Annotated in this window: 12 protein-coding genes and 1 tRNA gene; 7 read left to right on the forward strand and 6 right to left on the reverse strand. The window is 72.5% G+C overall.

Annotated features, from left to right (window positions below; genetic code table 11):
* Positions 1-337 precede the first annotated feature (337 nt).
* The 6 genes from ACGF3I_RS12815 (at position 338) to ACGF3I_RS12840 (ending at position 6,246) form a co-directional block, all read left to right on the forward strand.
* Positions 338-420: transfer RNA gene (locus tag ACGF3I_RS12815), tRNA-Leu, on the forward strand.
* Positions 421-561: 141 nt separating this feature from the next.
* On the forward strand, positions 562-2,256 hold the full coding sequence (locus ACGF3I_RS12820; RefSeq protein ID WP_393131082.1) for a sensor histidine kinase: 1,695 nt from the start codon (positions 562-564) through the stop codon (positions 2,254-2,256).
* 105 nt (positions 2,257-2,361) lie between these two features.
* The gene (locus tag ACGF3I_RS12825) at positions 2,362-3,027 is read left to right on the forward strand and encodes a response regulator (protein ID WP_393131084.1); all 666 of its coding nucleotides are present in this window, start codon (positions 2,362-2,364) and stop codon (positions 3,025-3,027) included.
* Positions 3,028-3,403: 376 nt separating this feature from the next.
* Entirely contained in the window at positions 3,404-4,870 is a 1,467-nt protein-coding gene (locus ACGF3I_RS12830; protein ID WP_393131086.1) for a DUF2252 domain-containing protein, read from the forward strand.
* Between the two features lie 109 nt (positions 4,871-4,979).
* Positions 4,980-5,858 carry a hypothetical protein gene (locus tag ACGF3I_RS12835; RefSeq protein WP_393131088.1) on the forward strand — a complete coding sequence of 293 codons (879 nt, stop codon included), beginning with the start codon at positions 4,980-4,982 and terminating at the stop codon, positions 5,856-5,858.
* 43 nt (positions 5,859-5,901) lie between these two features.
* A complete protein-coding gene (locus ACGF3I_RS12840) occupies positions 5,902-6,246 on the forward strand; it encodes a rhodanese-like domain-containing protein (RefSeq protein ID WP_393131090.1) in 345 nt (114 codons plus the stop codon).
* 154 nt (positions 6,247-6,400) lie between these two features.
* On the opposite strand, the gene ACGF3I_RS12845 is transcribed toward ACGF3I_RS12840, so the two are convergent.
* The 6 genes from ACGF3I_RS12845 to paaA form a co-directional block, all read right to left on the reverse strand.
* Entirely contained in the window at positions 6,401-7,543 is a 1,143-nt protein-coding gene (locus tag ACGF3I_RS12845) for an acyl-CoA dehydrogenase family protein (RefSeq protein ID WP_393131092.1), read from the reverse strand.
* A gap of 133 nt (positions 7,544-7,676) precedes the next feature.
* Positions 7,677-8,729 (reverse strand): 1,2-phenylacetyl-CoA epoxidase subunit PaaE, encoded by a 1,053-nt coding sequence (gene paaE / locus ACGF3I_RS12850; RefSeq protein ID WP_393131094.1) that lies wholly within the window; start codon positions 8,727-8,729, stop codon positions 7,677-7,679.
* Positions 8,730-9,233 (reverse strand): 1,2-phenylacetyl-CoA epoxidase subunit PaaD, encoded by a 504-nt coding sequence (gene paaD, locus ACGF3I_RS12855; protein WP_393131096.1) that lies wholly within the window; start codon positions 9,231-9,233, stop codon positions 8,730-8,732.
* Positions 9,227-9,946, reverse strand: coding sequence for a 1,2-phenylacetyl-CoA epoxidase subunit PaaC (paaC, locus tag ACGF3I_RS12860; RefSeq protein ID WP_393131098.1), 720 nt, complete (start codon positions 9,944-9,946; stop codon positions 9,227-9,229). The genes paaD and paaC overlap by 7 nt, the downstream gene beginning before the upstream one ends.
* Positions 9,943-10,230 carry a 1,2-phenylacetyl-CoA epoxidase subunit PaaB gene (gene paaB / locus ACGF3I_RS12865; protein WP_393131100.1) on the reverse strand — a complete coding sequence of 96 codons (288 nt, stop codon included), beginning with the start codon at positions 10,228-10,230 and terminating at the stop codon, positions 9,943-9,945. The genes paaC and paaB overlap by 4 nt, the downstream gene beginning before the upstream one ends.
* Complete coding sequence (gene paaA, locus ACGF3I_RS12870; RefSeq protein WP_393131102.1) at positions 10,227-11,297, reverse strand: 1,2-phenylacetyl-CoA epoxidase subunit PaaA; 1,071 nt, start codon at positions 11,295-11,297, stop codon at positions 10,227-10,229. Before paaA ends, paaB begins: the two co-directional genes overlap by 4 nt.
* Before the next feature lie 594 nt (positions 11,298-11,891).
* Between paaA and ACGF3I_RS12875 the strand changes: the two genes are divergently transcribed.
* The gene (locus ACGF3I_RS12875; protein ID WP_393131104.1) at positions 11,892-12,641 is read left to right on the forward strand and encodes a DUF5819 family protein; all 750 of its coding nucleotides are present in this window, start codon (positions 11,892-11,894) and stop codon (positions 12,639-12,641) included.
* Positions 12,642-12,687 lie beyond the last annotated feature (46 nt).

Genomic DNA, 12,687 nt, shown 5'->3' on the forward strand with positions numbered 1-12,687 from the left:
GTGCTGCTGTGGGTCGCTCTCTTGGTACTGCTTACTGATCGTATCCACGCGTCGGGAAATCGGCTGGTTCCCCTTCTCTGCCCTGTGGACGAGTGTCACCTCTCACACGCACCTCTCGTACGGATCGTAGAGGTGGCTTCCCGACAGTGTCCCGCACCTGGGGTGCACTCAGGAGGAGCGGGTAACGATGCCGGGGGTTGCCTCTCTGCCGATCTGCTCCTCCCCCTCAGGGTCGCCGCAAACAACGGATGTGAATCCACCCAGTCCAGCGTGCTAATCTTCTCGACGTCGCCAGGCAATCGCACCGAAAAGTACGAGAGCCCAGCACACCACTCTTGCGCGAGTGGCGGAACGGCAGACGCGCTGGCTTCAGGTGCCAGTGTCCTTCGGGACGTGGGGGTTCAAATCCCCCCTCGCGCACAAGTCGGAAGCCCCGCAGATCCCCGGATCTGCGGGGCTTCCGTCGTTCCACGGCACAGGGCCGGCCCGACGACTTTCGTCGCGGCGGGGCACGACCAAGGAGAGCCGCGTGCCCCGGGCCGGCCTGCCTAGGGTGCGGACGTGGATGTGTCAGCGAGGATCCGGACCGGATGGCGCCTGGTGAAGGGGCCCGACCCCTGGACGCGGCGCCGGATCGCCGGCGAGACCGCGCTCGCCCTGGCCCTCGCCGTCATGACGGGCGCGGTCGGGCTGCTCGCGGGAGGGCTGGTACGGGCCGTGGCCGTGGCGCTCGGCGTCGCCGCGCTGTCCCTGCTGAGGCGTTCGCTGCCCGCCGGCGTGCTGCTCGCGGCCGCCGCCCTGTCCGTGCCGTGCTCCGAGTCCGTACCCCTCCTGATGGTCGCGGCCTGGTCCGCCGGCCGGCGCATCGTCGGCGCGGGCCGGGCGCTCGCCGCCTTCACCGCGGCCTTCCTCATCAGCGAGGTGCTCGGCGTCGTCACACTGTGGCCCATCCCACAACCCTTCCTGATGGCCCTTCTCGGCGCCCTGTTCTTCCTGACGGCGGCCGTCGTGCCCGGCCTCACCAGCAGGTACTGGTCACAGCGCCGCACCCTGCTGCGCGCCATGCAGGAACACAACGCCCAACTGCTGCGCGAGCGCGCGATGGTCGCCGGACAGGCCCGGCTGCGCGAACGCCAGCGCATCGCCCAGGACATGCACGACAGCCTCGGCCACCAACTGGCCCTCATCGCCGTCCACACCGGAGCCCTCGAAGTGGACCCCGAACTCACCGGCCGCCAGCGCGAGGCCGTCGGTGTGCTGCGCCAGGCGTCGGTCACCGCCATGCACGAACTGCGCGAGGTCGTCGGCATCCTGCGCGACGGCGTCGAAACCCCTGCCGCACCGGACGGCGCCCGGCCCGCCGCCCGCGGCACCGCCGGGATCCAGGCCCTGGTGACGGCCGCGCGGGCCGCCGGGAACTCCGTGGACCTGCGCATCGGGGGCGAGCCGCGTCCGCTGGCCGCCGCCGGCGACCACGCCGCGTACAGGATCGTCCAGGAAGCCCTCACCAACGCCTACAAGCACGCGCCGGGCGCACCCATCACCGTGGAGCTGCGCTACGAGCCGGACTCCCTCGTGGTCGAGGTCGTCAACGGCGTCGTCGGCGCCGCGGCCGCCGGGCAGACCGGCGAAGTGGTCAGTGGAGGCCAGGGACTGACCGGGCTGCACGAGCGGGCCCGGCTCGTCGGCGGGATGGTGCACACCGGAGCCACCGGTGACGGCGGGTTCCGCGTCGCCGGCGTCCTGCCCTACGGGAGCGCGGAGGCAGCGACGTTCGTCGACGCCCCCGACGACTTCCGGCAGCAGTCGCCCGCCCCGCCCCTCGGCGACGGTGGTCCGGTCGTGGACTGGAGCATCGCGGAGAAGGAGCTGGGCATGAGCGGCAGGAACAGGCGGGGCGGTATCGCGCTGGGGTGCGGGGTCGCTCTGGGAGCGGTCGTGCTGCTCGCGCTGGCGGCCGGGGTCGGACTGTTCCTCCTCGTCGGCTCGGCGAAGAAGGGCATGATCGACCCGCCCGACTACGAGAGGATCAAGGTCGGCGCGTCCGAGGCGGACGTCCGCGACGAGCTGCCGAGCGGCGACAGCGTCCTGCTCTCCGGCCTCGCCGGGAAGGGCCCCGCCGAACCCGAGGGCTCCCAGTGCATGGTCTTCATGTCGTCGGACACCGGCGACGGTCTGGAGACCGAGCCGGTGTTCCGGTTCTGCTTCAAGGACGGCAAGCTGATCGAGAAGAAGTCGTACGACGTGGCGCGCTGACGACGGCACCGACCGGCGCCGGACGCGGCGCGGGCCGGTGATGGACGCGGCGCGGGGCTCAGGGAGCCCGGCGCCGGGCCGACAGAACCAGAACGGGATGTGGGTGTGACGGGGACGGGTCCAGGCATCAGGGTCGTCATCGCCGACGACGAGCCGCTCATCCGGGCCGGGATCCGCATGATCCTCACCTCGGACGCGGAGATCGACGTCGTCGCGGAGGCCACCAACGGCCGCGAAGCCGTCGAACTCGCCCGCTCCCACGCCGTGGACGTGGTCCTGCTCGACCTGCAGATGCCCGAGATGGACGGGCTCAGCGCACTGGCCGAACTGCGCCGGACCGCCCCCGCGGCGCGCGTGATCATCCTCACGACCTTCGGGGAGCGGGAGAACGTGCTGCGCGCCCTGGAACACGGCGGCGCCGGATTCCTCCTCAAGGACACCGCGCCCGCCGAACTGATCCGGGCGGTACGCGCCGCCGCGGCCGGGGACGCCTATCTGTCCCCGGGCGCCACCCGGCACGTCGTCGACCAGCTCGCCACCGGCCGGGCCGCCGCCCGCGCCGAAGAGGCCAGGCGCCGCGTCGGGGTGCTGTCGGAGCGCGAACGGGACGTCCTGACCCTGCTCGGAGAGGGACTGTCGAACGCGGACGCCGGCAAGCGGATCCACATGAGCGAAGCCACGGTGAAGACGTACGTCAGCCGGATCCTGGCCAAGCTGGACTGCGAGAACCGCGTCCAGGCGGCGCTGCTCGCGCGCGACGCGGGGCTGTAGACGGCGCAGGGCCTCGCGGGACGCGGGGCTGTGGTCCGGGACACCTGGCGGGACCCGGGACTGGGGTCGGCGGAGGGCCTGGCGGGACCCGGGGCTGTGGTCGGCGGAGCGGCCGATGCCCACCGGACCGGACGGGTGAGCCTCCTCTCCCGCCGCTGCCGTTTCACGTGAAACGGCGCCCCGCCGGAGCCGCGCGCGGAGTTATCCACAGGCCCCGACGCTCTTCGGTCGACGCCTGTACCGTCAGGTCCAGTTGAGCTCTCACCACTGCTCGACAGCACTGAACGAGGCACTGCGCACGACGCCGCGCGGACGGGGTCGTGCGCGACGCGGTCGTACGCGATGGGGTCGTACGAGACGGGGGAGGCGGCACGCCATGGGCGAGGTCGATGTAAGGGTTCCGACACCACGGGGCGGGGCGGAGGACGGGCGCGTACGGATCCCGTACGTCCCAGGCTTCGCCCACCGGGCGCACGCGGGCGGCGGAGGAAGCGGCAGGGCGCAGACATCGCCCAAGGCCGAGGGGAAGGCACTGCGGGAACGCCTCCCGCGGTCCTCGCACGACTCGCTGCTGCTCTCCGCCGACCGGCCCGACGCCGTGCGCGCGGTGGAGGAGTCCAACGCCGGCCGCGTGCCCGAGCTCACGCCGATACGCGTGGGCCGGATGGCCGCCGGCCCCTTCGCCTTCCTGCGCGGCTCGGCGGGGCTGATGGCGCACGACCTCGTCGGCACGCCCGTCACCGGCATCGGCGCGCAGATCTGCGGCGACGCCCACGCGGCCAACTTCGGCCTGTACGGCGATGCGCGCGGCAACCTCGTCATCGACCTGAACGACTTCGACGAGACCGTGACCGGTCCCTGGGAATGGGACCTGAAACGGCTCGCCACCTCCCTGGTCCTGGCGGGCCGGGAGGCGGGGGCCGACGAGAACACGTGCCGGGCAGCGGCGTTCGACGCCGTCGGCGCCTACCGCCGCACCGTGCGCCTGCTCGCCAGACTGCCCGTACTCGACGCCTGGAACGCGATAGCCGACGAGGAACTCGTCTCCCACGCCGACGCCCACGATCTGCTCGGCACCCTGGAACGGGTCTCCGAGAAGGCCCGCAACAACACCAGCGCGCGTTTCGCCGCCAAGGCGACCGAGCGGGCCGAGGACGGCAGCCGCCGCTTCGCCGACGCCCTCCCGGTCCTGCGCCGGGTGACCGACGCCGAGGCCGCCGTGGTCACCGCCTCGCTCCAGGAGTACCTGACCACGCTCTCCGAGGACCGGCTGCCGCTGCTCGCCCGGTACGCGATCCACGACGTGGCCTTCCGGGTGGTCGGCACCGGCAGTGTCGGAACGCGGTCGTACGTGGTGCTGCTGGTCGACCACCGGGGCGAGCCGCTGGTGCTCCAGGTCAAGGAGGCCAGGCCGTCGGTGCTGCTGCCGCACCTGGCGAAGGCCGGATTCAAGGCGCCCGAGCCCGGACACGAGGGACGGCGTGTGGTGCTCGGCCAGAAGCGCATGCAGGTGGTCAGCGACATCCTGCTGGGCTGGACGACCGTGGATGAACTGCCGTACCAGGTAAGGCAGTTCAGGAACCGCAAGGGCAGCGTGGATCCCGCCGCCCTGCCCGCCGGCCAGCTCGACGACTACGGCCGCATGACGGGCGCGCTGCTCGCGCGGGCCCACGCGCACAGCGCCGACCCGCGGCTCATAGCCGGGTACTGCGGCAAGAACGAGGAGCTCGACGAAGCGGTCGCCGCGTTCGCGGTGACCTACGCCGACCGCACGGAGGCCGACCACGCGGTACTGGCCGCCGCGGTACGCGACGGCCGCGTCGCGGCAGAGCTGGGCGTCTGAGCGGGACGTCTGAGCGGGAGGTCTGAGCCGGGCGGGGGGAGGAGGGGTGGGGTGGGGGGTGGGGGGGAGGGCCCCCCACCCCCGCCCCGGCGCCCGTACGCTGAACTCCGTGACGGACGAAGCTGCCGGCGGTACGACTGCCCGGAACGAGGACCCGCTGACCACCCCGCCCAACGCGGGGGGTGAGCCGGGGGCGCCCTCGGCGGCGGAGGGCGAACGCCCCGAGGCGCGGCTCGAGCGCGCGGTGCGGGCGGCCGAGCAGGCGCTGATCGAGTTCGAGATCGCGGTGGAGACCTTCCGGGTCGAGGTGGAGAACTTCTCCCGGCTGCACCACCAGAAGCTCGGCCCGATGTACGCCCGGCTCGACGAGCTGGACGCGCAGATCGCCGAGGCCAGGGCCGCGCGGAGCGGTGATGCCGAGGATCTGCGCAAGGCGCGGGAGGCGCGGGCCGCGGTCATGCCCATGCCCGGCGTCGAGGAGCTCTTCCACGACTGGATGGACTCCGACGGTCTGTCCCCCGAGGCCGCCTCGATGCTCACCGACCAGCCGGTGCGACCGCCCAAGCGGGTGCGGCCGAGCGAGGAGGTGCGGCGGCTGTATCGCGAGCTGGCGCGCAAGGCGCATCCCGATCTGGCGCAGGAGGAGACCGAGCGCACCCGGCGCGACGAGTTCATCGCCCGGGTCAACGCGGCCTACGGGCGGGGCGACGAGGCGCTGCTGCGGGAGCTCGCCGAGGAGTGGGCGGCGGGTCCGGCGCCGGCGGAGGTGCGGCCGACCGAGAGCGAGGAGCTGTACGCGCGTCTCGAGTGGCTGAGCCGGCGCAAGGAGCTGCTCGCGCTGGTGGCGCGGGAGCTGGAGGACAGCGCGATCGGTTCGATGCTGCGGATGGCGCCGGAGGATCCGGACCGTCTCCTTGAGGAGATCGCCGAGCAGCTCCTGACCGAGGTGGCCGGTCGTGAGGCGGAGCTCGCGAAGCTGGTGCAGTAGCGTTCGGGGGACTTGTCGGCCCGTACGAGAGAAGGCATGACCCATGAATTTCGCCCAGCTGCCCTCGGTGGACGTCACCGCGGTGCCGGACGACGCCCTGGTGCTCGATGTCCGCGAGGACGACGAGTGGGCGGCCGGGCATGCCGAGGGTGCGCTGCACGTGCCGATGAGCGAGTTCGTGGCGCGTTTCGGTGAGGTGACCGAGGCGGTCGCCGACGGGCGCCGCGCGTATGTGATGTGCCGGGTCGGCGGACGGTCGGCCCAGGTCACCCAGTACCTGGTGCAGCAGGGCATCGACGCGGTGAACGTCGATGGCGGGATGCAGGTGTGGGAGGCCGCGGGGCGCAAGGTCGTCGACCTCCACGGCGCCCCGGGTACGGTCGTCTAGCCACCCGGCCGCACCATCCCGGGGGACGCCCGGTCTCGTCCCCGCAGACTCCCTCGCACCTCCCCCCTCCCGGGGGACGCCGGGTCTCGTCCCCGCAGACTCCCTCGCGCCTCCCCGCGGGCAGCAGAGACCCGGCCCCCTCGGGGGCCCTCACCTACGCGCCCTGGCCGAGGGGGTGCGCGGCGATGAGGTCGCCGAGGGCTTCCTCGTGGGCGGCGGCGGGGCCGAGTGAGAGTTCCAGCTGCTTGGCCCAGGCGTGGTAGCGGTGCAGTGCGTAGTCGGTGTCGGCGCCGAAGCCTCCGTGCAGGTGCTGGGCGGTCTGGACGACGCGCCGCACTCCCTCGGAGGCCCAGATCTTGGCGACCGCGACGTCTGCGGCGACGGGCAGGGCGCTCTGTGCGCCGGTGCTGATGCGCCAGGCCGCCTGCCACAGGGTCACTTCCATGGCGCGCAGGTCGATGTAGCGGTCGGCGCTCTGGACGGCGACGGCCTGGAAGGTGGCGACCGGGTGGCCGAACTGCTCGCGTTTTCCGGTGTATTGGGCGGTCATGCCGAGGACGGCCTCGCCGAGGCCGAGGGCGAGTGCGCAGGTTCCGGTGGCGAGCAGCTCGCGCAGCCACTCCCAGGCGCCGTCGGCGGTGATCACGGACGCCGCCTCGACGCGTACCGCTTCGAGGTGGAGTTCGGCCAGGCGCTCGCCGCTGGTGGAGGTCTGGTCGGCGAGCGTGAGGCCTTCGTGGGTGCGGGGGACCAGGGCCAGCACGGTGCGGCCGTCGGCGGTGATGGCGGGTATGGCGACGCGGTCGCAGGTGGGGGCCCAGGGCACGGCGGTCTGGAGGCCGTCGAGCAACCAGTGGCCCGCGTCCTCGCGGGCGGTGACGGCGAGTTCGGCGCCGTCGTGGCCGGTGCGGCCGTTGGCTGCGACGGTCAGGACGAGCTCGCCCCGGCCGATGGCGGGCAGCAGGGTGCGCGCCAACTCCCGGTCGCCGTACCGCTGTACGGCCAGGGCGACCGCGCTGGTTTCCAGCAGGGGCAGCCGGGCCAGCACCTTGGCGGATTCGCGCAGCACCAGGCACAGGGCGATCGGGTCGAGGCCCGCCCCGCCGTGTTTGGCGTCGAGGACGAGACTCAGCAGGTCGGAGGCGGCGAGCTTGGCCCACAGCGGGCGGTCGAAGTCCTCGGCGACGGCGCCCGCGGTCAGCGCGGGGCTGGGTACCGCGTCGGGCGCGACGCCGGAGAAGACCGCCTTGGCCGCCTCGACGGCGGCCTGCTGCTCCTCGGTGAAGGTGAAGTCCACGGCCTTGTCCTTCCGAACGCACCGACTCCGTCCGGCCGCTCAGGGCGCGGGCAGGGTGAACTGCGCGCCTGGCGACCGGATCTGACGATCCGTCAAGATAGAACAGGTTCTACGCGATGGGAATGGGCGCGCCTCAGCGGTCGAAGTCCAGCTCCACCTCTGCTGTGGCGGGGTGGGACTGGCAGGCCAGGACGTAGCCCGCTTCCGTCTCCTCCGGCTCCAGGGCGAAGTTGCGTTCCATCCGCACCTCGCCGCCGACCACGAAGGCCCGGCACGTGCCGCACACGCCGCCCTTGCAGGCGTACGGGGCGTCCGCACGGGCCCGCAGCACCGTCTCCAGAAGGGATTCGCCCTCCCGTACCGGCCAGTTGCCCGAGCGGCCGTCCAGGGTCGCGGTCAGTGTGGCGTGCGCGGGGGCGGTGGCGGCCGCCACCGGGACGGGGGCCGCGTCGACGTGGAAGATCTCCTGGTGGATGCGGTCGCGGTCCACGCCGAGCCCGCGCAGGGCCTGCTCGGCGCCCTGCACCAGGCCGAACGGCCCGCACAGGAACCACCCGTCGATGTCCGCCACCGGCAGCAGCGCGGGCAGCAGCGCGTCCAGACGTTCGCGGTCGAGGCGGCCCGAGGGGAGGCCGGACTGCTGGTCCTCCCGGGAGAGCACCGTGACCAGCTGGAACCGCTCGGGGTAGCGGTCCTTCAGGTCGGCCGTCTCTTCGAGGAACATCGCGGAGGCGGCGCTGCGGTCGCTGCGGACCAGGCAGAACCGGGCCTCCGGTTCGCGGGCCAGCAGGGTCGCGGCGATCGAGAGGACGGGGGTGATGCCGCTGCCGCCGACGATCGCGGCGAAGTGCCCGGCGCGCGGGGGCAGGACGAACCGGCCCATCGGCTCCATGACGTCGACGCTGTCACCCACGGACAGTTCCTTGAAGGCGTACGTCGAGAACGCGCCGCCCTCCACCACGCGGATGCCGACCCGCAGCACCGGCTCGCCGGGAGCTTCGACGGCGGGCGCGCAGATCGAGTACGTACGGCGGATCTCCTCGCCGTCCACCGTGCGGCGCAGGGCGAGGTGCTGGCCCGGCAGGTGGCGGTAGGTCTCGTGGAGCTCGGGCGGCACGGCGAAGGTGACGGCCACGGCGTCGTCCGTGAGCTGCTCGACCTCGCTGACCCGGAGCGGATGGAACATCTACAACTCCTTGAAGTGGTCGAACGGTTCGCGGCACGACACGCAGCGGCGCAGTGCCTTGCAGGCCGTCGAGGAGAAGCGGCTGAGCAGCTCGGTGTCGGTGGATCCGCAGTGCGGGCAGCGCACCGACAGGGTGAGCGCGACCGGGCCCTCGGCGGTGTGCGGGCGCGGCGGGGCTATGCCGAATTCGGCGAGCTTGCGCCGGCCTTCCGCGCTGATGTCGTCGGTCGACCAGGCAGGGGACAGCACCCGGACGACCGAGACGTCGGCCACGCCGTGCTCGTGCAGCACGCGCTCGATGTCCGACGACATGGCCTCGACGGCGGGGCAGCCGGTGTAGGTGGGGGTGAGCTCGACGCGCACCCGGCCCGGCCCTTCGACGTGCACGCCGCGCAGGACGCCGAGCTCCTCCAGGGTGAGCACCGGCAGCTCGGGGTCGGGGACCGAGCCGGCCAGGCGGCGCAGCTCGCTCTCCAGGGGGGTGGGGGCGGTGCCGGTCACCATGACGCCCCCGGGTGGCTGCGGTGCAGGTGCTGCATTTCGGCGAGCATCCGCCCGAACGGCTCGGTGTGCAGGCCCTGACGGCCGGCGCCGGCCGTCCAGGCGCCGGTGCGCGGGCCCTCGGGGACGGTGAGGGTGGCACGGCCGAGGACCGCGGTCACCGATTCCGTCCACCGTGTTTCGAGCGCCGCCGCATCGAGGTCGAGGCCGGGGACCGGCTGGAACATCTCGCCGGTGAAGCGCCACAGCGCGTCGCAGGCCGCCTGCATGCGCCGGTGGCTCTCCTCCGTGCCGTCACCGAGGCGCAGCGTCCACTGCTCGGCGTGGTCGCGGTGGTACTCGACCTCCTTGACGGCCTTGCCCGCTATGGGGGCGAACTCGCCGTCGCCCGCGGCCAGTTCGCCGTACATCAGTTGCTGGTACGTGGAGAAGTACAGCTGGCGGGCGATGGTGTGGGCGAAGTCGCCGTTGGGTTGCTCGACGAGCTGGAGGTTGCGGAACGCCCGCTCCTCGCGCAGATAGGCCAGTTCGTCCTCGTCGCCGACCTGCGAGAGCAGCAGCCGCGCCTGGCCGAGCAGGTCGAGGGCGATGTTCGCCAGAGCGACCTCCTCCTCCAGCACCGGGGCGTGGCCGGCCCACTCCCCCAGTCGGTGCGACAGCACCAGGGCGTCGTCGCCGAGCGCGAGGGCGGCTTCGGCCGCGGCCGTGGCGGTCACAGGTGCTTCACCCCTTCCGGGATCTCGTAGAACGTGGGGTGGCGGTACGGCTTGTCGGCGGCCGGGTCGAAGAAGGAGTCCTTCTCGTCGGGCGAGGACGCGCTGATCGCGGCGGACGGCACGACCCAGATGGAGACGCCCTCCGACCTGCGGGTGTACAGATCGCGGGCGTTGCGCAGGGCCATCTCGGCGTCCGGCGCGTGCAGGCTTCCGGCGTGGGTGTGGGACAGCCCGCGCCGCGAGCGCACGAACACCTCCCAGAGCGGCCAGTCGTGCGTGCTCATGCCGTTGCCTCTCCGTGTCCGTTCGCGTCCTGCTTCTGCGACGCGTCCTGCGTGGTGTTCCGGGTGTCGCGCGTGTCCTGTACGGGCTGCGCGGACGGGGTCCGGTGGGCCGTCTGCTTCGTGGCGTAGGCCGCTGCCGCGTCCCGTACCCAGGCGCCTTCCTCGTGGGCCCGGCGGCGCTGGGTGATCCGCTGCTCGTTGCAGGGGCCGTTGCCCTTGAGGACCTCCCAGAACTCCGTCCAGTCGATCGTGCCGAAGTCGTGGTGGCCGCGCTCCTCGTTCCAGCGCAGATCCGGGTCGGGCAGCGTGAGCCCGAGGCCCTCGGCCTGGCCCACCGCTATGTCCACGAAGCGCTGGCGCAGCTCGTCGTTGGAGTGGCGCTTGATCTTCCACGTCATCGACTGCGCCGAGTGCGCCGACTCGTCGTCGGGCGGGCCGAACATCATCAGCGAGGGCCACCACCAGCGGTTCACCGCGTCCTGCGCCATCGCGTGCTGCTCGGGGGTGCCCTGCGAGAGGGCGAGGAGCAGCTCGTAGCCCTGCCGCTGGTGGAAGGACTCCTCCTTGCAGATGCGGACCATCGCCCGGGCGTAGGGACCGTAGGAGCAGCGGCACAGGGGGACCTGGTTGGTGATCGCCGCGCCGTCCACCAGCCAGCCGATCGCGCCCACGTCGGCCCAGGTCAGCGTGGGGTAGTTGAAGATCGACGAGTACTTCTGGCGGCCCGAGTGCAGCTTGTCGAGCAGCTCGTCGCGGCCCGTGCCGAGCGTTTCGGCCGCGCTGTAGAGGTAGAGGCCGTGGCCCGCCTCGTCCTGGACCTTGGCCATCAGGATCGCCTTGCGGCGCAGCGACGGGGCGCGGGTGATCCAGTTCGCCTCCGGCTGCATGCCGATGATCTCCGAGTGGGCGTGCTGCGCCATCTGGCGGACCAGCGTGGAGCGGTACTCGTCGGGCATCCAGTCGCGTGGCTCGATCCGCTCGTCCGCGGCGACTGCCGCGTCGAACACCGCCTGGTACGACGCGTCCGTACCTGCGGCTGCCGTGGCTGTCGCGGTCACTCCGGTCATTCCGGCCCCCTGCCGAGCTGCTGTGGTGCGGTCCACCAACCGACCGATCGTTCGGTTCAATGACTTCAATGGTGAGTCGACGGCCCGTAGGGTGTCAACCCTGTGGATAACTCAGCGGGTGCCGATCGGGGCGGGATGGATTCGTACAAGGACGGGACCGGAACCGGTGGCGAGGCCGACCGGACGGGATCCCGGCAGGTCAGAGCCACTGCGGACGCATCCACCGACGCTCCGGACGCCCTCGGCGCCGACTCGTCCGAACGGGTTGGAGTCGCCGCGCCGGATCGTGCGTCCGGCCCCGCGGAAAGCACCGTTTTCGATTCGGCCGAGGGCTCGGGCCCGGATTCCGCCACGCGGGGGAAGCCCGATCCGGCGTCCCCGGTGCCCGATCCGGTATCCCCGGTGTCCGATCCGGCGTCCCCGGTGTCGGATCCGACGTCTGCGGCGCCCGGGCGGCCCCCACTCCCGGCATCCGACAGGACGCCCCCGGCATCCGAACCGGCACGGCCCGGGCCGTCGTCCCCCCAGGGCGGCGCCCCCCCGTCCCGCCGGGGCTCCGTCCCTTGGCCGGTGCTCCGTGCCACCCCCGATTCCGTGCCGCCCGCGACAGCGGCGCCCGCCCCCGGCGGGCACGCGGAGCCGGGCACCGCCGCGGCGGCGTCCGGCGGCGGGGACCTCGCCGCGCGGGGGATCGCGGGGCTGCCGTTCCGGTTCCAGGTGGTCGCCGCGCTCGCGCTCGCCGTGATCGGCGTGATCGCCTGCGTCCAGGTCGGCATGGTGTTCCTGCACGTCGCGCCGTCCAACACGATCAGCAAGAAGTACGGCAAGGCCGTGGACGACTGGATCTACCCCGAGTTCGAGCAGAACTGGAAGCTCTTCGCGCCCAATCCGCTCCAGCAGAACATCGGCGTCCAGGCGCGCGCCGAGATCAAGCTGCCCGACGGGAACGTCAGAACCACCGGCTGGATCGACCTCTCGGCGCAGGACGGCGCCGCGATCCGGCACAACCCCGTGCCCAGCCACACCGAGCAGAACGAACTGCGCCGCGGCTGGGACTTCTTCGTGGGTTCGCACACCGACGACAACAAGCCGAACGGCCTGCGCGGCGAGCTCTCCGAGCAGTACCTGCGCCGCATCGTCATGCTCCGGCTCGGCACGCACCGGGACGGCGGAACCGTCGACCGGATCCAGGTCAGGTCGGTGACCACCGCCGTGAAGAGCCCGCCGTTCAGCGACGAGCGGACCGACACGCGGCCGTCCTACCGGGAGGTGCCGTGGTGGACGGTGACCCCCGCCGATCTGCCCTCGGGCGCCGGTGACGCACGCACGGAGGCGAAGCGGTGAGCACGCACGACCACGACGGCACCACCACCCGCGAGACCGCGCCCCC

It is taken from the genome of Streptomyces sp. NPDC048111 (assembly GCF_043202815.1).
Classification (GTDB): domain Bacteria; phylum Actinomycetota; class Actinomycetes; order Streptomycetales; family Streptomycetaceae; genus Streptomyces.